20 protein-coding genes are annotated in these 21,516 nt (G+C 43.2%); 15 read left to right on the top strand and 5 right to left on the bottom strand.

All coding sequences use genetic code 11. The features are described 5' to 3' along the window. Positions 1-11 precede the first annotated feature (11 nt). The 4 genes from JMW39_RS01230 to pncB all read left to right on the top strand — a co-directional run bounded on the left by JMW39_RS01230 (position 12) and on the right by pncB (position 6,721). Positions 12-1,973, top strand: a complete 1,962-nt coding sequence (locus tag JMW39_RS01230) for a glycine betaine ABC transporter substrate-binding protein (protein ID WP_201543107.1) — start codon at positions 12-14, stop codon at positions 1,971-1,973. A gap of 34 nt (positions 1,974-2,007) precedes the next feature. Then, complete coding sequence (locus JMW39_RS01225) at positions 2,008-2,919, top strand: ATP-binding cassette domain-containing protein (RefSeq protein ID WP_201543106.1); 912 nt, start codon at positions 2,008-2,010, stop codon at positions 2,917-2,919. Between the two features lie 432 nt (positions 2,920-3,351). Next, entirely contained in the window at positions 3,352-5,196 is a 1,845-nt protein-coding gene (msrAB, locus tag JMW39_RS01220) for a bifunctional peptide-methionine (S)-S-oxide reductase MsrA/peptide-methionine (R)-S-oxide reductase MsrB (RefSeq protein ID WP_201543105.1), read from the top strand. A 283-nt stretch (positions 5,197-5,479) separates the two neighbouring features. Next, a complete protein-coding gene (gene pncB, locus JMW39_RS01215) occupies positions 5,480-6,721 on the top strand; it encodes a nicotinate phosphoribosyltransferase (protein ID WP_201543104.1) in 1,242 nt (413 codons plus the stop codon). Positions 6,722-6,727: 6 nt separating this feature from the next. On the opposite strand, the gene xseB is transcribed toward pncB, so the two are convergent. From xseB to JMW39_RS01200, 3 genes are all read right to left on the bottom strand, one after another. Continuing rightward, the gene (gene xseB / locus JMW39_RS01210) at positions 6,728-6,973 is read right to left on the bottom strand and encodes an exodeoxyribonuclease VII small subunit (protein ID WP_201543103.1); all 246 of its coding nucleotides are present in this window, start codon (positions 6,971-6,973) and stop codon (positions 6,728-6,730) included. Positions 6,974-7,035: 62 nt separating this feature from the next. After that, the gene (gene xseA / locus JMW39_RS01205; RefSeq protein WP_201543102.1) at positions 7,036-8,550 is read right to left on the bottom strand and encodes an exodeoxyribonuclease VII large subunit; all 1,515 of its coding nucleotides are present in this window, start codon (positions 8,548-8,550) and stop codon (positions 7,036-7,038) included. A gap of 261 nt (positions 8,551-8,811) precedes the next feature. Then, positions 8,812-9,180: a hypothetical protein gene (locus JMW39_RS01200; protein WP_201543101.1), complete on the bottom strand. Its 369-nt coding sequence runs from the start codon at positions 9,178-9,180 to the stop codon at positions 8,812-8,814. 301 nt (positions 9,181-9,481) lie between these two features. Here JMW39_RS01200 and JMW39_RS01195 point away from each other — a divergent pair, with 301 nt between their 5' ends. The 11 genes from JMW39_RS01195 to purF all read left to right on the top strand — a co-directional run bounded on the left by JMW39_RS01195 (position 9,482) and on the right by purF (position 20,316). Beyond that, positions 9,482-10,147 (top strand): alpha/beta hydrolase, encoded by a 666-nt coding sequence (locus JMW39_RS01195; RefSeq protein WP_201543100.1) that lies wholly within the window; start codon positions 9,482-9,484, stop codon positions 10,145-10,147. A gap of 80 nt (positions 10,148-10,227) precedes the next feature. Further along, positions 10,228-11,334: a cell division protein ZapE gene (gene zapE / locus JMW39_RS01190; RefSeq protein ID WP_201543099.1), complete on the top strand. Its 1,107-nt coding sequence runs from the start codon at positions 10,228-10,230 to the stop codon at positions 11,332-11,334. Positions 11,335-11,353: 19 nt separating this feature from the next. Further along, positions 11,354-12,043, top strand: coding sequence for a nitroreductase (locus JMW39_RS01185; RefSeq protein ID WP_265088425.1), 690 nt, complete (start codon positions 11,354-11,356; stop codon positions 12,041-12,043). A gap of 213 nt (positions 12,044-12,256) precedes the next feature. Further along, positions 12,257-13,549, top strand: a complete 1,293-nt coding sequence (locus JMW39_RS01180; RefSeq protein WP_201543098.1) for an NAD(P)H-dependent glycerol-3-phosphate dehydrogenase — start codon at positions 12,257-12,259, stop codon at positions 13,547-13,549. A gap of 138 nt (positions 13,550-13,687) precedes the next feature. After that, complete coding sequence (locus JMW39_RS01175) at positions 13,688-14,146, top strand: SixA phosphatase family protein (protein WP_201543097.1); 459 nt, start codon at positions 13,688-13,690, stop codon at positions 14,144-14,146. Positions 14,147-14,267: 121 nt separating this feature from the next. Beyond that, positions 14,268-15,581, top strand: a complete 1,314-nt coding sequence (gene gspL / locus JMW39_RS01170; protein ID WP_201543096.1) for a type II secretion system protein GspL — start codon at positions 14,268-14,270, stop codon at positions 15,579-15,581. Positions 15,582-15,583: 2 nt separating this feature from the next. After that, complete coding sequence (gspM, locus tag JMW39_RS01165) at positions 15,584-16,147, top strand: type II secretion system protein GspM (RefSeq protein WP_201543095.1); 564 nt, start codon at positions 15,584-15,586, stop codon at positions 16,145-16,147. A 125-nt stretch (positions 16,148-16,272) separates the two neighbouring features. Next, a complete protein-coding gene (locus JMW39_RS01160; protein WP_201543094.1) occupies positions 16,273-16,698 on the top strand; it encodes a DUF4870 family protein in 426 nt (141 codons plus the stop codon). A gap of 231 nt (positions 16,699-16,929) precedes the next feature. Next, entirely contained in the window at positions 16,930-17,964 is a 1,035-nt protein-coding gene (locus JMW39_RS01155; RefSeq protein WP_201543093.1) for a quinone-dependent dihydroorotate dehydrogenase, read from the top strand. Positions 17,965-18,044: 80 nt separating this feature from the next. Beyond that, on the top strand, positions 18,045-18,542 hold the full coding sequence (locus JMW39_RS01150) for a CvpA family protein (protein WP_201543092.1): 498 nt from the start codon (positions 18,045-18,047) through the stop codon (positions 18,540-18,542). A gap of 238 nt (positions 18,543-18,780) precedes the next feature. Next, positions 18,781-20,316: an amidophosphoribosyltransferase gene (gene purF / locus JMW39_RS01145; protein ID WP_201543091.1), complete on the top strand. Its 1,536-nt coding sequence runs from the start codon at positions 18,781-18,783 to the stop codon at positions 20,314-20,316. 104 nt (positions 20,317-20,420) lie between these two features. On the opposite strand, the gene JMW39_RS01140 is transcribed toward purF, so the two are convergent. Both JMW39_RS01140 and JMW39_RS01135 read right to left on the bottom strand, forming a co-directional pair. Next, complete coding sequence (locus tag JMW39_RS01140) at positions 20,421-20,792, bottom strand: AzlD domain-containing protein (protein ID WP_201543090.1); 372 nt, start codon at positions 20,790-20,792, stop codon at positions 20,421-20,423. Beyond that, entirely contained in the window at positions 20,782-21,513 is a 732-nt protein-coding gene (locus JMW39_RS01135) for an AzlC family ABC transporter permease (RefSeq protein ID WP_201543089.1), read from the bottom strand. The genes JMW39_RS01140 and JMW39_RS01135 overlap by 11 nt, the downstream gene beginning before the upstream one ends. Between the last annotated feature and the right edge of the window lie 3 nt (positions 21,514-21,516).

Raw genomic sequence — 21,516 nt, 5'->3', positions numbered from 1 at the left:
TAGGATCTGCCGTGCGCCAATGGATTGCCTTTAGCTTATTATTAATAAGCTCGCTCATACTATCTTTACCAGTATCCGCTGCTGTTGTATCAAGTTGTGATGCGCCGATTAAATTTGGCGCGCTCACGTGGGAGAGTGGGCAGTTTACCACTGGGGTATTAAAATATATCACTGAAAATGGCTATGGCTGTCAAGTGACTGAGGTGCCGGGCGCAGGTCCGGCGCTTGAAAATGCGCTGCTGCAAAATGATATCCAAGTCATCGGTGAGCAGTGGATAGGGCGCTCGCCGATTTTAGAGCAAGCTATCGAGGACAAAAAGGTGGCAATCATTGGCGACACGCTTGAGGGCGGTGCGACCCAAGGTTGGTATGTGCCCAAATATGTCTTAGAAGAAAATCCAGGTCTACGTCGTTATCAAGACTTGCCCAAATATGCTGAGCTATTTAAGGATCCTGAAGACCCGCGTAAGTCGCGCTTTATGAATTGTCCAGCAGGGTGGGCGTGTGAGATTTTTAATAAGCGTTTGTTAAAAAATACCGGTTTAGATAAGACCTTTAACAGTGTTCATCCCGGTACAGGCGCCGCGCTCGATGCCGAAATATCCTCTGCTTTTGAACAGCATAAACCCTTATTATTTTATTACTGGCAACCGACTGGTCTCATGGCAAAATACGACTTTGCGCCATTAGAATTCCCCGCGCACGATGATGCCTGTTGGCAAGATTTATTACTCGCTGATGGCACCTCTGACTGTATCTCGGGCTTTCCTGTTTCTCCGCTAAGTATTGCAGTATCTACGCCTTTTATGCAGTCTAATCCTGAACTGAGCAATTTTTTTAAACAAGTTAAATTTACCCCTGACCAGCTTAACGGCGCTATTTTAGAGATGAGTGAAAGCAAGCGTAGCGGTGATGAACAGGCGCTGGTGTTTTTACGTAATAATGCGGATATTTGGCAGACGTGGATGACGCCAGAAGCGGCAGATACTATGGCAGTGAAGCTTGGCATTAATCTCAATGGTGGCGTTTTATCAAATAACCCTGCGTCAGATACATTAAAAAATAACAATACGGCCAATTTATTCGGCTTATCTTCAAGCTTTCCTTCTTGGTCGCTTGAAACCTCGCTCAACAAGGCTTTAGCAACTGTGGTTAGAAACTATGGTAATGTTTTCCGTGGTATCAGTAGCGCCGCCTTGACTTATTTATTGTTGCCCATTGAACGATTTTTAACGTTTATGCCACCATGGCTAGTCATTGCGCTGGTGACCGTCTTAGCATGGTTTGGTGTCCGTAAAATATGGTTTGCGCTGGCATGCGGCGTAGGATTATTTTTAATTGGCGCGTTTGGACTATGGGGCGCGTTGATTGATACCTTTGCGCTGCTCATTGTATCAGTATTGGTCACGGTCGTGATTGGTATTCCCATTGGCATTGCTATGTCGGGTAGTAAAATCCTTCGCAAGATTGTGACGCCGATACTAGATGTGATGCAGACTATGCCAAGCTTTGTCTATTTAATACCAGTGCTTATGTTATTTGGGATTGGTAAAGTGCCCGCGCTATTCGCTACCATTATTTATGCCTTACCGCCGCTGATTCGTTTGACCACTTTGGGCATTACCCAAGTCAATCATGAAATGGTTGAAGCAGGGCGCTCATTTGGTAGCACTCATCTGCAACTGCTTATTTGGATTAAATTGCCGCAAGCGCTGCCTAGTATCATGGCGGGTATTAACCAAGCGGTAATGATGTCGCTGTCTATGGTGGTACTAGCTTCTATGATTGGTGCCCCCGGTCTTGGTGAAGATGTTTTGCAATCGATTCAAACCCTCAATATCGGTCAAGGTTTACAAGCCGGTACTGCTATTGTTATCGTCGCCATCATTATTGACCGTATCACGCAAGCCTTTGGTCAAGGGAAACGCGCGCGGCAAAAAACCATTGATGCAGGCAGACGCCCGATTGGTTAATTATGAATCATAAAAACAAAAAATGAGAACAACAATGAACCATATTCAATTAGAAAATATTAGTAAGATTTATAATGCCAATAGCTCGCAAGCGAAGTCGGCTTTGGCGTTATTAGCAGAAGGTATGGACAGTATTGCCGTCAAAAAGCAGACCGGCTATTCGGTGGGGCTGTACGATATTAATTTAAGCATTAAAGCGGGCGAGCTGCATTGTATTATGGGCTTATCAGGCTCTGGTAAATCAACCTTGATACGCCATATCAATCGTTTGATTGATCCAACTAGCGGTAAAATTTGGGTGGATACGGCTATTAACGCGAAAGAATCAGCGACAGAAACACCTTCTACCTCAATGTCTGTAAGTAGAAAGGAATTACCGAATGGAAACGGAAAATCTTCTGCTATCAATATTTTAGAGCTGAATGATAAAGAGCTACAGCATTATCGCCAGCAGACCGTCAGCATGGTGTTTCAGCATTTTGGTTTGGTGCCACATATGACGGTGATGCAAAACGTCGCTTACGGTTTACGTGTGCGTAAAATGAGTACTAAGGAGCGCCATGACGTTGCAAGTTATTGGCTCAATGAAGTTGGGCTGCCCAATCTAGAACACAGCTATCCTGATGAATTGTCCGGCGGTATGCAGCAGCGGGTCGGACTGGCGCGCGCGTTGGCAACCGACAATCCAATCTTACTGATGGATGAGGCATTCTCCGCACTCGATCCACTTATTCGCGCGCAGCTGCAAGATCAATTGCTTGATTTACAAGAGCGTCTTAATAAAACCATTGTCTTTATTACCCATGATATCGATGAGGCAGTCAAAGTTGGTCAGCGTATCAGTATTTTGAATGGTGGGCGTCTGGTACAAACCGGTAGTGCAAGTGAGTTACGCCACAATCCCGCTGATGATTATGTTGCGCAATTTATGAGCGCTAAAAGTTAATTCAGTTATATTTTTAATCTCATTGATATCAATACATTGATTGGCGTATGCCAATTAATATTAACGATAAAACTCACTATTAAGTAATTGATTGACTTGGTAATATTGATTTTTCATTATTTCATCCTCATATAAACACGACTAAGCATTAATAATTGTCCGCATCATTTCTTTGTACTTACTTCTCTATATCACTACTCTTGCTACGTTGTTAAAAAAGTGTAGCAACCCCTTATTTACTATTAAAGTAAACTCCACTAGCGATGTATACTATTAAGATAGTCTAATGCAGTTACCATTCTTTTAATTTACCTATACCTGTCAATTTATTTATTTTCACAAGCATTCATTCTGCTTAATTGCTTTTGAATACTCTTAATGACCATTAAATATTAAGCGTCTGCTCGCAAGACTTCGTAAAAAGGATCCACCATGCTACCTGATAAACAAGATAATAAGTCTCATAATAAAAATCGTTATGATAAGGGCAGCAACGCTAGTGATTTCGCGACAGAGACACCGCGCGCGGCATCGCGTTGGTTAAAAAACGTTAGTGCTTTTGGGGTAACGACGGTACTAAGTGCAGGAATTCTGGTTGCTTGTGGGCAAATGAGTAGCGCAGAAAACAACTCTAAGAGCAATGCTAACAGCAATGCCAGCAGCCAAAACAGTGGTGTAAAAAGCTCACGTGATATGTTGCCATCTGACATGCTTGGGCAAATGCAGGCGTTGCCGCAATTGACCAAGGGTTTAGGCAAAACAGGCGCTGCGGTCATTGATCCGAATAAGCCTACCTTAATTAAATTTTGGGCAAGCTGGTGCCCGTTATGTTTAGGGACCCTTGCAGAAACCGAAGAGTGGCGTACCGATCCTAAATTTGCCGGTTTGAACGTTGTCACCGTTGCCAGTCCTGGTCACCTCAATGAAAAAGCCGATGGTGAGTTCAGTACTTGGTATGCAGGCGTGCAAGCCGACTATCCTAAGCTGCCAGTATTGTCTGACGCTTCAGGCGAGATGATTAATAAGCTTGGTGTGCAAGTGTATCCAAGCTGGGCGATACTCGATAAAAAAGGCAATTTGGTACATTTGGTAAAAGGTAATATGTCCGCAGAGCAAGCCTATGCCCTTGCTGAAAATGCCGGTAATGACTTTGCCGAGCTAAAAGCCGGTAATGCCAAACCGGCAAATGCCCAAGCATTAGATAGTAATAGTAAGATTGAAACCATCAAGCAAAAAGATGGCGTCTACTATAACGATAAAGGTAAGGCGATTAATACGCACTCAATTTATCTAGCAGGGGGCTGTTTCTGGGGCGTCGAAGCTTATATGGAGCGCGTCGAAGGTGTCGTCGATGCGGTATCAGGCTATGCCAATGGCGATACAGCCAATCCAAGCTATGAGCAAGTGATTCGTGGCTCAGGTCATGCCGAAGCCGTTAAAGTAACCTATGATGCCGATAAAACTGATCTCGATACTATTTTGAAATACTACTTGCGCGTGATAGATCCAACCAGCTTAAACAAACAAGGCAATGATCGCGGTGTCCAGTATCGATCTGGCGTTTATTATACCGATAAGGCAGACAAAGCGGTGATTGATGCTGCTCTCAAACGTGTACAGAGCCAGTATAAACAGAAAGTTGTGGTAGAAAATGTGCCGCTAGACAATTTTTATTTGGCTGAGATGTATCATCAAGATTACTTGGCAAAGAATCCAAATGGCTATTGTCATGTCGATTTAAGCCTCGCCGATGATAAGCCTGAGGGCAGCGCACGTACCAAGCTTGCACCTGTGAGCACAGTCGCTGAGACCCTGGATCCTAAGCGCTATGCTGGGTTTGATAAAGGTGCGCTGAAGAATACTCTAACCAAAGCACAATACAATATCACGCAAGATGCTGGTACTGAGCGCGCCTTTAGTCATGAATACGATAACTTATTTGCACCCGGTATCTATGTCGATGTGGTGAGCGGAGAGCCATTATTTCTATCAACCGATAAATACCAATCTGGCTGTGGTTGGCCAAGTTTTACTAAGCCAATTGATAAACAAGTTATTACCCAACACGACGATACCGCCTTTAATATGGTGCGTACTGAGATTCGCTCACGGGTAGCGGACTCGCATTTGGGTCATGTATTCCCTGATGGCCCAAAAGATCGTGGCGGCCTGCGCTATTGCATCAATGGCGGTGCCTTACAGTTTATTCCAGTCGATGTGATGCCGCAGTCAGGCTATGCGCCATTAGTGAAGCTGGTTAAGCCTGCAAAACCTTAATGATGAATGTTGATAATTCAACTCATGACGAGACGTTAAGTATAGGCTTAACGTCTTTTTTTATGGCTGATATTTCAAATTTATAAGCTATAGCCGCATCATGAATACGTTTATTATCGTTGTATTTTTGCTGTTATAAGCGTTGAATTATGAAAAACGACACAAACTTCGTTATACTCAAAATCTTAACGTTTTCTATTATTAGCATCTTGATAATTATTGATACCTATTTCGTCGCTGGATTTGTTTGGCGGCTTTTCATTTTTGTATTTAAGGCTGTAACATGACCGTTACTCATACTTCTAAAGCTTTTGAACCTATTATTACCTCGTTACTGGATAACGACTTATATAAATTTACCATGCTACAAGCCATGCTGCATCAGTTTCCGCAGACACATGGGGTTTACCGTTTCCGCTGCCGTAATAACGAAGATACGCTTTATCCTTTGGCAGATATCAAAGAAGCATTAGAAAAACAACTAGATAGCTTATGTGAATTGCGATTTTTAGAAGATGAGCTGGAGTATTTACGCGGATTGCGCTTTATGCGTTCAGACTTCGTTGATTATCTAGAATTGTTTAAGCTGAAGCGCCGTTTTATCACCGTCAGTATCGATGATAAAGGTCGCCTATGTATCGATATTGAAGGGCCGATGATTCAGGCTATGTTCTTTGAGGTGTTTGTATTAGCGATAGTCAATGAGCTGTATTTTAGGGCGTTATCAAATACCAGTGTCATTAAAGAAGGGCAGCGTAGACTTGACGAAAAAGTCGCATTATTGCATCAATATGCCACAGAGCAGGCAAAATATGATAATCATACACCGCCATTGATTGTGGCTGATTTTGGTACTCGTAGACGCTTTACTAAAGTCTGGCAAGCGCATGTGGTTGAGACTTTACATAATGCCGAGCCAAAGATTGTTAGCGGTACGTCAAATGTTTATTTAGCAAAAAAACTCGGAATGACACCCATCGGCACCATGGCACATGAGTTTATGCAGGCATTTCAGGCTTTAGATGTGCGTTTGCGTGATTCTCAAAAAGCTGCCCTTGAAGCGTGGGTGCATGAATATCGTGGCGATTTGGGTATTGCGCTGACAGATGTCGTCGGAATGGACGCGTTCTTACGTGACTTTGATTTATATTTTGCCAAGCTTTTCGATGGTCTGCGTCATGACAGCGGCGACCCGTATATCTGGGGTGATAAGGCCATTGCTCATTATAAAAAATTAAAGATAGACCCAAGAACCAAGATTTTAACCTTTAGTGATGGCTTGGATTTAAATAAGGCTTGGGATCTACATCAATATTTTAAAGGTCAAATAAGAACCAGCTTTGGCATTGGCACTAATTTGACCAATGATATGGGCATCACCCCGATAAATATCGTCTTAAAATTGGTCGAATGCAATGGCCAGCCAGTTGCTAAGTTGTCAGACAGCCCAGGCAAGACCATGATCAATAACGATACTTATCTTGCCTATTTGCGCCAAGTATTTGAAGTCGATGAACCTGAATAATATTTTTTAAATATCGCTATTTTCTGTGTTATCTTCTTCAGCAAAAGCGGCATCTAGTGCTTGCTGTACCGCATTAATACGGGTTTCGCAAACGCGATAAGCAGCAATCGACTCTTCAACTGTGGTCATCAGATTATCGATATCCGGCTCGTCTTGTTGCTGTAGTTCAGCAGCATTGGTTTTTAGAATATCATAAGCTGCCTTAAAGGTTTTTGGGGCGGCTTTTTTACGTTTGCGAGTAGGGGTTGTCATAAGGTTTCCTAATTTTAAAATAAAGTATCTGATTAAGTTGAATTGACGATAGGTTCTATTTCTTATTTATTAATATTTACATCAATAATCTGTGCCTTTGCTTTGCCATCTTTTAAGACAATATGTACCGTTTGTTCAGGATAAAGTTGCATACTGCTGGTTAATATCTGCTTGTTTTTTGCATCAGTGAGCATCGTATAGCCTTGTTTAAGCACGTGAGAAGGACGATGCAAGAGTACAATATCGCGTAGATGTTCGCTATCACGTCGTGCTTGTAGCAACTGTTGCTGGGCACTTTGCATAATCGTCTTTTGGTTTGTCTGACTGTGTGTAGCTGCGCTTGCTAACTGCTGATAAGCGGCGGCTTGAGTTTGTGCACGCAAATCGCTGGTTAGTCTGACAGCTTGCTTTACTTGGCGCTGGGCGCTTTGCTGAATACTACGCCAAGCATAGTCACTGTCTTTTTGCAGGGCGGTTAATTGACCAATCGTTTGCGATTGTATTTGGCTTAACTGGCGTGTTGTCTGTTGCTCAGCGATATTTAATTGACGCTGCGCTGCTTGTTTAATTTGCGCTTGGTATTGCAGGGTTTGAGTGACGAGTTGGGCTAGATGCGCCATGATAGCGGCAATGACTTTTGACGGCGTATCAAAGCTGGTATGCGCCACTTCATCTAAGATAACTTTGTCACGCTCGTGACCAATGCCGACCCAAACAGGGATAGGTTGCTCGGCGACCAATGCTGCCAATTCATAATCGTTGAGATATGCTAAATCACCAACCGCACCGCCGCCACGGATAATGACCAACAAATCTGGCAGGCGCTGATAAGTGTCAAAAAACTGCTGTTGGGCGTTAACGATAGCTTGACGGATTTCACTTGGCGCATGATTGCCTTGAAAGGTGGCGTTATGATAATGGAAATGACAGGCACCTGTACGAGCTAAGCGATCGGCATCGGCTTGAAAGTCACCCAATCCCGCCGCTTTTTCAGGGGCGATGACTAAGACATGCTCGATATCAAATGGGAAAGGTAGTTGCTGGTTCAGGTTCAATAAGCCTTCGCCAGTCAAGCGGTCGACCATCTCCGCATATTGCCGCGCTAAGTCGCCTAACGTGTAGCTTGGGTCGATATCTTCAATCGTCAGCGAAAAGCCATATTGTGCATGGAAGCCTGCCGATACCTTGAGTAATACGGTCGAATCACGGTCAAGCGGCATACCTGTTGCGCGCTCAAACTTTGCTAAGACGCGTGCCGCTTTAAAGCGCCAAAGGTTACCGCGGCAGCTAGCAATGACTTTGCCGTCATCGTCTTTTTCTGCCAGCTCAAAATAATAATGCCCGCCTTTACTTGATAAATTTCGAATTTCAGCTTTGACCCATACGCGGTGATTAAAGGTTTGTTTGATGACCATATCGACCGCGGACAAGTAATCACTTAGGCGCAAAACCGTATCTTCTAAACTGACTTCAAGGCTGTTTTCTTGCTCAGCCAGTTCGGCCTCCAAGGTCGCTAAATCTTTGGTTGGCGTCAAAACCTTAGCTTGTTTAGTATGTGACAGGTTGGGTTTGCGCATAATAATAGACCAAAGGTGAGAAGGTTTAAAAACAGGCTGCTTATATAGTAGAGTCACTTTAAAATTCATCCCAGTCGCAACAAATAGCTACTAACTATAGAATGATTCGAATGTGCTGAACATTAGATAGGGTAGTTTACCCCAAAAGTGTCTGTACAAAAAGAGAAGCCAATAAGTCAGCGATGAATGTACTATCTATCTCGCAAACTTACTTGGCTAAAGGCTAAAGGCTAAAGGCTAAAGGCTAAATAATTAACTGTCTTATTGGCAACGGAAATTAATCGTATACTCATAATCATCTTTACGTGATAAATCTGGCGTGCCCGTACCAAAGATTGAACCGATAACCGCGCCCGCTTGTCCAACAATACGGCCAGTTTGCTCATTTAAAATACCATTATATTTTACTTTATCATCGACGATAATAACCTGCTTGCTACCGCAGGTTTTTTGCGCACTACTTATCGCATTTTGCTGAGCTTTTACTTTACTCTCAGCGATGCCAGTAGTTTCATAAATAGAATTGGCACGCTGAATCACAGGTGAAGAAGGCGTACTTTGACAGGCACTCAAAGCTAGAGCAGCAACTAATGTCGCCGTTAAAGTCGCGGTTTTATTAAAAGTATTCATAACTATTTCCTAAATGGCTGGTAGTTAAACATAAAACATAAACAGTGTGAATCTAACCTATCGGACTCTCGATTGTCTAGGCTGTTATTGTGTTTGATATTGCAGGTATATGTCCTATCGGCACTGAAGCAGTGGAGGTTTTTTTGAGATCAGCAGTTATTTAAGGCAATTGCTTATTACCATAAACCTAGAATCATAACTCTAAAATAATACAAACAGCACCAGTACACAGCAAATCACTTGAAATATAAACCATATCTAGGATAATTGAACTATTCATTCTTAATTAGTAAGTAATTCTATGCAACTGATTCCTGCTCCTGCTGGCGTGCTCGAAGTCGACGCCCTTTGGCAACAAGACAATCCTAACGATCCAAACACCGATACGGTGGCGCTGCTTTGCCATCCTAATCCGTTATTCGATGGTACGATGAACAACAAAGTGGTGACGACGATGTATCGATTTGCGCGTGATAACGGTATGCATGTGGTACGTTTTAACTTTCGCGGTGTCGGGCAGTCGACTGGCGAGCACGATTATGCGGATGGGGAAGTAGTGGACGCAATGACCGTGCTACAATGGATTGCAGAGCAAACCAATGCACGTAAATTGTGGTTGGGTGGTTTCTCTTTTGGTGGTTATGTGATAGCGCGTGTCGCTGAGCAAGTGCTGGTATCGCCACATATTTGGGGACTGAGTGATTTTGAGATAGCAAAGGTTGCCCTTATCGCGCCATCTGTTGAAAAAAACGACACCGATGATTTGAGCTTACCTGTTGAGAAAACCTTTGAGATATATGGTAATGAAGACAATGTTATTGCGCCCGCTAGCATGCAGGAATTTGCTGAACGTTTAGGGCTGGCTGTTAGTGTTGTCGATGGCGCTGGGCATTTTTTCCATGGGCGTTTATCTGAGCTTAAAGGCTTGTTAGAAGAACATAGTTTTGGGTCTAAAGATTCGCACTAAAAATAGATTGTGTTTTAACCCGTTTACTTAAGAATGCTTTTAGCTTTTTATATTTATTTTGTCTAATGATGAGTCATATTATGAGTTTATCTCCCTTGCAACGTTACGAGCAGGCCATTAGCACTGATGAGTTTACTCGAGATGAGCAGCAATATCAGGCAATGAGCTATCTAGATGAGTTATACCATCAGCTCAATAGTAGCGTCGAACAAAAAAAAGGCTTTTTTAGCTTTCTAAAGGCAAAGCCTGTTGCGCCCAAAGGTTTGTATATGTGGGGCGGAGTAGGACGCGGTAAAACATGGATGATGGATATGTTTTACGACTCTTTAACCATTGAGCGTAAGATGCGTCAGCATTTTCATCACTTTATGCAGCGTGTGCATCAAGAGCTCAATAATCTACAAGGTCAGAGCGATCCGTTAGAAAAAGTCGCGGATATTATCTATGCAGAAGCGGTGATTATCTGCTTTGATGAGTTTTTTGTTTCCAACGTCTCGGATGCCATGATTTTAGGTGATTTGTTTACCATGCTATTTAATCGTGGCATTACCTTGGTAGCGACGTCAAACATTGAGCCATCAGGGCTTTATAAAGATGGTCTGCATCGTGATCGCTTTATGCCGGCCATTGCCGAAGTTGAGCGTCATACTACAGTGATGAATATTGACTCGGGCATCGACTATCGTCTGCGTGTCTTGCAGCAAGCAGAGCTATATGAGTCGCCTTTGACTAAGGCAAATCACCATTGGCTTGCCAACCGTTTCGCTAGCTTGTCTAACAATCAGAAAATCAGCAATGAGCCTATTACGATCAATGGTCGGGAAGTTAAAATCAATGCACGTACGGAAGATATTTTATTTTGTGATTTCCGCCATTTATGTATGGAGCCACGCTCAGCGTCTGATTTTATTGAAATTGCCAAAGAGTTTAGCACTGTGTTAATCAATGCCGTGCCCGCTTTAGATGATGACTTGCGCGATCCGACTCGCCGATTTATTTATCTGGTTGATGAGTTTTATGATCGCCGCGTCAAATTATTGGTACGAGCAGAGCAGTCTATTCTTGAGCTATATCAAGGAGAGAAGTTAGCGTTTGAGATTGAGCGTACGCGCTCACGCTTACTTGAGATGCAGTCAGAAGATTACTTAAAAATGGAGCATCGAGTCGAAGATACGGATGCAGCATAATAAAAAATAAGGATACATTATGAGTAAGTCAGAAGACAGCTTAGAAGAGAATAAGGATAATAGCGGTAAGCAATTAAGTAAAAACGCGCCGCAAAATAATACCGAAAGCCCCATAGTGCTAAACGCACAAGTGACTGATGAGCAGCTGATTAATTGGATTAAATCAAGACGCAGTATCGGCAATCTGAGTATCCCAGCACCGACAGAAAGCCAGATTAGAGCGGCTATTGATTGTGCGGTTACGGCGCCTGATCATAAAAAACTGCGCCCATGGCGCTTTATCGTCACCCAAGGCAATGCCCGTCATGACTTGGGACGTGCCTTTTTAGCGGCTGCTGAAGCACAAGCGGCTCAAGAGGGCGAAGCGCTGTCTGAGAAGTCTCGCCAAAAAACCTATAATATGCCGCTACGCGCGCCAGTGATTATTACGGTCGTCACCCAAATGCAAGTGCACAAAAAAGTGCCACCATTTGAGCAAATGCTCAGTGCCGGTGCAGCAGTACAAAACCTTATTTTGGCGCTACAAGCTCAAGGTTTTAGTACGGTTTGGCGTACGGGTTTATTATGTAATGAGCCCGCCGTTAAAGCGTATTTTGGCGTAGGACCAGATGATTATGTCACGGCTTTTGTTTATGCTGGCAGCAGTCCTTGCGATATGCCCACGCGCAAGCCTGTTGATATCGAGCCCTTGCTGCGTTTTGAGTCATAGAGGCCATACAGTCCTATGATTATGCAAAGGTTAGAACAGTACAATTACTGAGATAAAGTGACTCATCAAAGAAAAATAATGATCAAACCAGTTATTATAATTCATAAAAATAGCGGTTTTATATCAATAATTGTTGAAACATACCGTCAATCTCACTGTATACTCAGCACAAATTCTATTCATAATTAAGTCAGTCAATACGGATAAAATAATATGACCAGCGCTAATGATAAAAATATAGAGTCAAATATAGATGACAGTCAAACAGACAATAAAGCCGCTGAAAAACAAAACAGTTTGCTATCCGGTATCATTGAGCGTGCCACCAAATCAGGGCTTGGGCGTAAGAAGTTAAATCCTAGCGCAGTTGAGTCTGCTGTAGCAAAAAATATGGCAGAAATCCATAACAATCCAACCAAATTGCGTTTGGCATTTTTAGGCGGTGGTAGCTTTGGTACAGCCATGGCAAACTTGGCCGCCCGTAATGGCTGTGATACCACGCTTTGGGTACGCAATAAGCGTACAGTTAAAGCAATGGCAAAGACGCAGACCAATAAAAAATACCTACCTGGTTATAAGCTTGATGATCGCCTTAAATACAGTCACGATTTACAAGCTGCAGTCAAAGATACCGATATTATTTTTATTGCGGTTCCAGGTCTCGCATTTCGCGAAACCCTTAAAAGTATCGCGCCCATTATTAGCGGGCAATCTATTGTCTCTTTAACCAAAGGTATGGAAAAAGATACCTTTGCTTTAATGAGTGACATTATTAAAGATGAGCTGCCAGAAGTAAACTTTGGCGTAATGTCAGGGCCAAATCTAGCCATTGAGATCATGAAAAATATGCCGTCTGCTACGGTAATTGCCAGCGAATCTGAGCCACTACGCCATGCGGTACAAGCAGCGCTACATAGTGCTTTCTTTAGAGTATTTGCTAGTGATGATGTTCGCGGTGTCGAGCTTGGTGGCGCGCTGAAAAATATTTATGCCATTGCCATGGGTATGGCGGCGGCTTATGAAGTGGGTGAAAATACCAAAGCCATGATATTGACCCGTGGCTTAGCAGAAATGAGTCGTTTTGGCGTGCATGCTGGTGCCAATCCGCTGACCTTTTTAGGTCTGTCGGGTGTCGGTGATTTATATGCTACTTGTAGCTCAGAGCTGAGTCGTAACTATCGTATTGGTAACATGATCGGTCGCGGTATGACGATTGATGCTGCCGTCAAAAAACTTGGTCAAACCGCTGAAGGTGTCAATACCATTCAGCAAGTACATGAAAAAGCCACCAAAGAAGGCATCTATATGCCGATTACCCATGCTCTGCATGCGGTTATTTATGAAGATAAAGCCGCGCTTGGCGTCGCCTTACATCTTATGGAAGCGGGCTTCCGTAGTGATGTTGAGTTTGTCATGGAGCATGACCATAGCAATGCTGCGCTAACCGCACAAATGCAAACCGCAAGCAAGGCTAAACATAAAAAAGATGATGACGATAATAAGTAACGGTTAATAAATGATGCTTAATCAGTAATAGGGCGTTAGGCAGAAGATAGCTGTTCTAGTATTAAAATAGTTTCATCGTCACAAGCTTATTATTATCAAAGTAGTCAGATAAAAGTAACAAACAAGGTAGTTAAGATTATGAAAATTATCTTAGTACGTCATGGTCAAGCAGAAGATGAAACGCGCCCAGACAGTGCGCGTCAGTTGACTGATTTTGGTCAGCAGCAAGCGGCGCAAACAGCAGAGTATATTACCACTCATTATCAACCTGATTGTTTTGTCGTGAGTCCTTATAAAAGAGCGCAGCAGACGCTGGCAGCATTACAGTTGCGTGCCCCTGACGTGCCCTCACAAATACAAGAGAATATCACGCCTTCTGACGATGCTCGTCAGGCGCTGATAGATATTGGTAATATTGAAGCAGAGTGTTTGGTAGTCGTCTGTCATATGTCTATCGTTGCTCATATCGCTGGCCTACTAACGGGTGATTATCCTGAATCCTTCTCTTTAGCAGAAGCGCGTGTGTTTGAGATGGATTTTGTGCTGGCGGGTATGGCAACCGAGATAGACCGTTTTGTCCCAGAACAACCTTATTAGTAACAATAATAAAAACGCTCGTAAAACCCTATATATTTTTGCTAGACCGCAGCTTTAATAAATGACAGCTTCAATAAGCAATGACTTTAAACAGCAGCTTTGATAATTAAGGACACATTTGGTGTTACATGTTTGGTTAAGAGCGCAGCACAGTCCTCTAGCGGTCTGGCATGAAGACATAAAGCAATGGCAAGTTATTGACGGCTGGCAACAGCTGTATGAAATCTATGGTAGCTATAAAACCAATAGTCAAAAATCGGTTTGCCTGTATTTCCCCTCAAGCCATGTCTTGCAAGTAGATTCTGAGCTAAATACGGCTCAGCTCAAACAATTAGGTATGAGCGGTAAGCAGTATTTATTTGAAGAAACTTCTCTGACACCAGTTGAACAGTTAGCCATTCGCCAAATGACTGAGAATAGCAGTCATCATCTTTATGCTTTGGCTCAAAGCGATATCGAATCCTGGCAGCAAAGCGCTAAGCTTGTTGGCATGAACATCGTAGCGTTACTCCCTGATTTCTTATTACTGCCAACGCCAGAAGAGGGCGCAGGGCAGCAAATTGTATTGTACCAAGACCAACAAACGATGCTGCTGCGCCAATCCTTACATCAAGGCATGGCAGTCAGTTACTTGCCTTTAATATTTGAGCGTTTTCCGCATTTAAGTGAAGTGCTGCTATTGCCAGCCATTGATAGTGCCTTTGATGATTCTAATCACGCTTATCATAATGGTCTTGCTGAAAATTTTACTAATGAGCCAGCACTTGGTGATGATATTGATTTAACAAAGCATGAAACTACCGCCAATGCCTTTACTCAAACGGCGGCAATGATTGCCGAGCATCAATTATTATTGACCACGCTACCCGTTGCTCCTAAACCGCTTGAAATTCCTGAACGGCATGCGCTGAACTTTTTTATTAAATCGACCGATTCACAACTATCACCGTATCTGCGGGTGGCGATGATGGTCGCGCTGTCAGCATTGGTATTACAGATGGCGACCGATGGAGTGCAATGGTATCAGTATAAGGCGGCGACAGCGGCGACCAAAACCGAGATTGCCGCTCAGTATCAGGCTTGGTTTCCTAATGAGCCGCTTAGTGCGCGCACAAAGCTCCAAGTACAATTGCAACCAAAACTGAGTAGTGACAGCCAAGCGCCTAACGCTCACATAGCCGTATTATCACGTATATCACCGTTGATTAAACAGTCGTCATTACGCGCGCAGGCTTTAGTCATGCAGCCAACTGCGCTTAGCTTTACGTTGATTGCACCAGACCGCGGCAGTCTTGATCAATTTACCAATACGCTAGTTTCTCAAGGCTTAAACGCCAAACTAGAACAAGTGAACGGCAATGAGCAAGGGCAGTTTAGTGGTCAAGTGACCGTTGATGTGGTAGAAAACAATAGCAGCGTCAGCAATAAAGGGTAACCATGAAAAGATTACAGCGCCTCGCCAAACGCAGCACTATTGTGACTGACCCTAAAAGCAGTGCGTTATCAACGCGGATGAGTAGCTATCAAAGTATCCTAACGACACGTTGGCAGGCATTGTCTGCGCGTGACCAATTAGCCTTGCTGTTATTGTCGGCATTCTTGCTATTATTTATCGGTGGCTATGGCGGCTATAGTGTCCATCAAGCAGCAAATGCGAGCAAAAATGAGTATCAAGAGCAGGTCGCTGATTATTTTTGGTTACGTGCCCAAGCCGGTAACATTGATAGCAATGCGTTAAATGCTGCTAGTACTGCAGATGGCGTAGATGCCATGCCGCCGGCTAGTAGTATCAGTGCGCTATTAAATAATTCAGGGATTGTCGATGCGCAGGTCATTGCGGCTGGCGATGCGGTGCAACTGAGCTTTGCTCATCCAAGCCAAGCCGTGGTGAGCGGCGCACTCGGTAAGCTTGAACAGCAAGGTTGGCAATTTACTCAACTGTCTATGCAGCAAGATTTGGTCACTAAAGCAATTCAAGTACAGGCGACTGTGACTTCTTAATATTTGTAATCAATTATGTTGGAACATATTTAGCCATGTTTAGAGTTTAAAGTTTGCCGCATTGAAACCTAGCTCATTTGCCACAATAATATAGCTATTAGCCACAGAATATAACGAGTGACAGTATGATAAACAATACCAATAATACTATGAGTGATAATAAGCGCCGTTCTTTGATTACCTATAATCACATCACGTATTTGCTCTATGTGCTCAGCTATTTTACCGCAGGGCTATTGTGGATTGTGCCTATTTTTATGAATTATGCCAAACGCCATGATGCTGATGGTACTTGGCTTGCTACCCATTTTGATTGGCAGATTAAGACCTTTTGGTATAGCATCGTCTTGTTTGTTATTGGTGTGCTTATCATCACATTTGCCTTAGGTGGTTTTGGCGTAAGTATGCTCGCTGAAACCAATAATATTGCCATCGGCTCAGTATTGTTGGCCAGTTTGGGTTTTATTATTATGGGCTTTACTTTTATTTGGCATCTGTACCGTATTGTACGTGGTTGGATTGCGCTCACTGATGGACGCCCAGTTCCCTAATATAAAAACACGAATATCAATAAGCAGTAAATACGAATAAATAATACTTTGTAATATTGGCTTATTGAATAAGTCAATTGACAGCGTTAACGATTATTTATTCGCAGGATATAGCGCAATTTGTCCTATGAAACTTTGGTCTTATTTCAGTTAAGCTGATATAATCGCAGCGCTTGACCTCATTCGTTTTTCTTATTTATCATTTATTTTCAAGCAGGGTCTGTCATTACTATGTCTTACGCCTTACTTCGCCCTTTTTTGTTTAATATGGACCCTGAGCACGCGCATGAGATGACCTTATCTTTATTAGATAAAGCTCATAAAGCGCGTGTGTTGGGCTTAGTATATGGTCAGTCAATGCAGCCAACTGATTGTATGGGTTTGCAGTTTGCCAATCCTGTTGGGCTTGCCGCCGGCTTGGACAAAAACGGCGACTATATCGATGCGCTAGCAGAGTTGGGTTTTGGTTTTATTGAAGTGGGAACCGTTACGCCAAAGCCGCAAGTCGGCAATGACAGACCAAGACTATTTAGAATCAAGCAAGCCGATGCCATCATTAACCGTATGGGCTTTAATAATGAAGGTGTTGATTACCTGATTGAAAACGTCAAGCGCTGTAAATACAAAGGCAATATCGGCATTAATATCGGTAAAAATGCGGCGACTCCTGTTGAAAATGCGGCTGATGATTATGTCTATTGCTTAGAGCGCGTTTATCCGCATGCTTCTTATATTACCGTAAATATCTCCTCTCCGAATACCAAAAATTTGCGTGACCTACAAAGTGGTGAAGCGCTAACACAATTATTAGATACCATTAAAAACCGCCACAATCAATTGGCAACCGAATATGGCTTTTATGTACCATTGGTATTAAAAGTTGCTCCCGATTTAGAACCGTTACAAGTCGATTATATTTCCCAGCAGTTGCTGGACTTTGAGATTGATGGTTTGATTGCCACCAATACCACGTTGAGCCGCGTGGGCGTTGAAGATTTGCCCGATGGCGACCAAGCAGGTGGTTTATCTGGTCGTCCAGTCAGCCATATTAGTACGCAGATTTTACAACAATTCTCCGATCAGTTGGGTGGTAAGGTAGCGTTGATTGGCGTTGGCGGTATCGATAGCGGTGATAAAGCCGTCAAAAAAATTGAGGCGGGTGCAGATTTGGTGCAGTTGTATTCAGGGCTTATTTATAAAGGGCCTGGATTAGTGCAGTCTTGCATTCAATCCATCGGTGGCTATTACGATGCCATGGAAGGTTAATCCTTTTAACGACCTTTATAATTGTAAGCTTTTTAATTTCACTGCAATACCCGACGTAAGATGCAAATGAGGCGATAAACATGAGTGGTTTAGACATTGTGATTGCTGTGGTTGTCCTGATTGGCTTATGGCGTGGTTTTCAGGTAGGTCTGATTAAGACAGCTGTTGGTTTGGTTGGTTGGTTTATCGCGCTTATTGCTGCGACGCGTTTGGCAGGTTCGGTCGCGCCGCAATTCTCAGGCATGGTAGAAAACCCCGTTTTGCAGATGGCGATGGCTTTTCTAGTGATTGTGATTGCTATCTTAGCCATCATGCACCTAGTTGCGTTCGTATTCTCCGGAGTACTCAAAACCTTACGTCTTGGCGTCCTCGATAAAATGGCGGGCGGGGTACTTGGGGCGGCAAAAAATGTCCTTATGGTTTTAGTTGTGCTTAGCGTCAGTGCGCCATTATTGGTGCAGATGCCGCAATGGGAGACTTCAGTGCTCGCACCTGAATTACTGCCTTATGCGCCCATGGGCAAAGAGTTGGTCTCAGATATGTTTGGCTTGGCGTGGGATAAGGTCAATCAGTCTTAAGCTTAATATGCGTGATAAGCGCTCAAAAAAAGCTATTCAATCATCTTTAATATTCGTAAAATACACCTCTATTTATCATCAGCAACTTGTCTTATGGAGAATTGTCCTTATCTATTGTCCGTAAGACATTATTCTCAGCAAGATCATCAGCTTTGCGGCAAATGATAGGCGAAAATTCAAGACAACCTTGTCAGCCGTTATTGTGTTATCAATGTGTGGTACAAAATAGGATACAACTATGTGTGGAGTCGTTGGGGTCGCAGCTCATGAGCCAGTCAACCAAATTCTTTATGATGCATTAACCATGTTGCAGCATCGCGGGCAAGATGCGGCAGGTATTGTGACTTTACAGGACGGGCGTCTTTATTTACGTAAAGAAAATGGCATGGTACGTGACGTGTTTATGAATCGTCATATGCTAAAGCTGGTGGGTAAGTTTGGTATCGGTCACGTCCGTTATCCAACTGCTGGCACCTCAAGTAGTGCCGAAGCACAGCCTTTTTATGTCAACTCGCCTTATGGTATTACCCTTGCACACAATGGTAACTTGACCAATGCTGAAGGTTTGGCTAAGTCTTTATATCAAGAAGATCGCCGCCATTTAAATACCGATTCAGATTCTGAAGTGTTGCTAAATGTCCTTGCGCATGAGATGCAAAATTTGGATAAAACCAATCCGACGCCTGCTGATATCTTTGAAGCAGTAACAGCGGTTTATGGACGTATCGAAGGCGCTTATGGCGTGGTTGCTCTGATTACTGGTCATGGCTTGCTGGCTTTCCGTGATCCAAATGGTATCCGTCCGCTGATTTTTGGTAAGCGCATGGCTGCTAACGGCGGCACAGAATATATGGTCGCTTCAGAATCAGTCGCGTTGACGGGTTCAGGCTTTAGTATTGTGCGTGATGTTAAACCGGGCGAAGCTATCTTTATTGATTTAGACCATAAGCTACATACTCATCAGTGCGTCGAGCAACAAGAATATACGCCTTGTATCTTTGAATATGTGTATTTTGCCCGTCCAGATTCTATTATGGACAATATCTCGGTTTATAAATCACGCTTACGTATGGGTGAAAAGTTGGCCGATAAAATCCTTGCCGAATGGGGTGAGGACCATGATATCGATGTAGTCATTCCTATCCCTGATACCTCGCGTACCTCAGCGATGGAGCTGGCGCTAAAGATGAACATCAAGTACCGTGAAGGGTTTATGAAAAACCGCTATATCGGTCGTACCTTTATCATGCCAGGTCAGCAGCAACGTAAAAAATCAGTTCGCCAAAAGCTAAGCGCCGTGCCGCTTGAGTTTAAAGGCAAAAACGTCCTCTTGGTTGATGATTCAATCGTTCGCGGTACGACGTGTCACGAAATTATCCAAATGGCACGTGACGCCGGTGCCCGTAAAGTATTCTTTGCCAGCGCTGCGCCGCCAGTTAAATATCCAAACGTCTATGGTATCGATATGCCAGTGCGTAGCGAGCTTATTGCCTCAGGTCATAGCGTTGAAGAAGTGCGCGAGATTATCGGTGCTGACCGCTTAATCTTCCAAGATTTGGACGATTTGATTGAAGCTGTCAAAGATACTAAGCATAGCAAGGTTGAAGGCTTTGATTGTGCGGTGTTTAATGGCTGCTACATTACCGGACAAATCAACGAAGCCTATCTTGAGCATTTGCAAGAGCAACGTAATGACACAGCCAAGACTGGTAAAAAAGGCGTACAAATCGTGGCTGATACCCCAGTCGATATGATGGGCGTAGAGGAGCTGTAAGAGACTAAATATCTTAAAATAACGACAAAATAAAAAGGCTGTAATCATTGAGATTGCAGCCTTTTTTTGAGCAAAAATAAATGTGATAAATTATTAAACTTCAATCAGCCTAAAAAACGGGTAAATAACCACAAAAAACCATTAATCGTAGCGATACCGACGATCATACTGACCAGTAACTGACGGCTAAGATGATAGATAATTAATACTGATAATAACGCCCCAATTTGTGCCATTAATAAATGTACTTCGGCACTATTTAAGCTAGCTTGTAAGCCAGTATTGCCTGACAAACCTTGATAAGAAAGACTGGTCAAAATTAGCAATACCATCACAGACAGCGGCAAGCTTTCATTCAATCGATGCAGCCAAGGCGTATCCAGTAGCTTTTTGGGTATTAAAGCGGGAAGAGCGCGGGTAATAAAGGTCACTGCGGCCATCGCTAAAGTCGCAAAAATTAGATAACTACTGGTCATGATTGCCTCCTTGTATACTGCGCTGCACCCAAAATCCACGGGCTAAAATCATGAGCATACAAATCGTAATCGCTACTAATAATAGCCAGTTGCTAGTAAACAATGAAGCAATCACTAAGGCAATCACAGCAATACCAATGGGGAAATAACGTTTGATACTTTGGAATTGCTCATAAGCTAAAATGGCAAATAAACATACCAAAGCGAAATCTAAATGCGGTATTAAATCACTTAATGTACTGCCAATCATCACGCCAATCGCACCAGCTAATACCCACCAGCCTTGATTAAACAAACTAATCGGCAGTATTAATGATTGTCGCGACTCGTTTGGCAAACTGGTCATCACTGAAAAAGTTTCATCAGTTAAGGCAAATAAGCAGTAAGTTTTGGCTATCTTGTTTTTTGGCAGATATTGTAATAACGGCATGCCATAAAAAACATGGCGCAAATTAATGGCAGCAATATTGGTTGCGATATTACCAATCGGTAATCCAGCACTCAGCATCGGTAGACAAGCATATTGCGCTGCGCCTGCATACAAGACGACACTTAGCATAATCGTTGCCCACACTGGCAAACCAGCCACTTGTGCGAGCACGCCAAAGGCAATCCCTGCAGGTAAATAACCCATGGCGACTGGCAAGCTTTTCTTAAAGCCTTCTGCCCAATCGTAATGATAGGCTTGATTTTGATTTATCTCGTTTGATTGAGTATTCACGTG

It is taken from the genome of Psychrobacter immobilis, assembly GCF_904846175.1.
GTDB classification, from domain to species: domain Bacteria; phylum Pseudomonadota; class Gammaproteobacteria; order Pseudomonadales; family Moraxellaceae; genus Psychrobacter; species Psychrobacter immobilis_E.
Note: the sequence above shows the minus strand (reverse complement) of the source record. Positions and strands in the feature narration are given on the sequence as shown.

What these genes read in the sequence shown, in the direction of transcription:
- JMW39_RS01150 (WP_201543092.1), top strand. Translation starts at nt 18,045, where the DNA reads ATGAGTGGTTTAGACATTGTGATTGCTGTGGTTGTCCTGATTGGCTTA.
- purF (WP_201543091.1), top strand. Translation starts at nt 18,781, where the DNA reads ATGTGTGGAGTCGTTGGGGTCGCAGCTCATGAGCCAGTCAACCAAATT.
- JMW39_RS01160 (WP_201543094.1), top strand. Translation starts at nt 16,273, where the DNA reads ATGATAAACAATACCAATAATACTATGAGTGATAATAAGCGCCGTTCT.
- zapE (WP_201543099.1), top strand. Translation starts at nt 10,228, where the DNA reads ATGAGTTTATCTCCCTTGCAACGTTACGAGCAGGCCATTAGCACTGAT.
- JMW39_RS01155 (WP_201543093.1), top strand. Translation starts at nt 16,930, where the DNA reads ATGTCTTACGCCTTACTTCGCCCTTTTTTGTTTAATATGGACCCTGAG.
- msrAB (WP_201543105.1), top strand. Translation starts at nt 3,352, where the DNA reads ATGCTACCTGATAAACAAGATAATAAGTCTCATAATAAAAATCGTTAT.
- JMW39_RS01200 (WP_201543101.1), bottom strand. Translation starts at nt 9,180, where the DNA reads ATGAATACTTTTAATAAAACCGCGACTTTAACGGCGACATTAGTTGCT.
- xseB (WP_201543103.1), bottom strand. Translation starts at nt 6,973, where the DNA reads ATGACAACCCCTACTCGCAAACGTAAAAAAGCCGCCCCAAAAACCTTT.
- pncB (WP_201543104.1), top strand. Translation starts at nt 5,480, where the DNA reads ATGACCGTTACTCATACTTCTAAAGCTTTTGAACCTATTATTACCTCG.
- JMW39_RS01225 (WP_201543106.1), top strand. Translation starts at nt 2,008, where the DNA reads ATGAACCATATTCAATTAGAAAATATTAGTAAGATTTATAATGCCAAT.
- JMW39_RS01185 (WP_265088425.1), top strand. Translation starts at nt 11,354, where the DNA reads ATGAGTAAGTCAGAAGACAGCTTAGAAGAGAATAAGGATAATAGCGGT.
- xseA (WP_201543102.1), bottom strand. Translation starts at nt 8,550, where the DNA reads ATGCGCAAACCCAACCTGTCACATACTAAACAAGCTAAGGTTTTGACG.
- JMW39_RS01140 (WP_201543090.1), bottom strand. Translation starts at nt 20,792, where the DNA reads ATGACCAGTAGTTATCTAATTTTTGCGACTTTAGCGATGGCCGCAGTG.
- JMW39_RS01180 (WP_201543098.1), top strand. Translation starts at nt 12,257, where the DNA reads ATGACCAGCGCTAATGATAAAAATATAGAGTCAAATATAGATGACAGT.
- gspM (WP_201543095.1), top strand. Translation starts at nt 15,584, where the DNA reads ATGAAAAGATTACAGCGCCTCGCCAAACGCAGCACTATTGTGACTGAC.
- JMW39_RS01195 (WP_201543100.1), top strand. Translation starts at nt 9,482, where the DNA reads ATGCAACTGATTCCTGCTCCTGCTGGCGTGCTCGAAGTCGACGCCCTT.
- JMW39_RS01175 (WP_201543097.1), top strand. Translation starts at nt 13,688, where the DNA reads ATGAAAATTATCTTAGTACGTCATGGTCAAGCAGAAGATGAAACGCGC.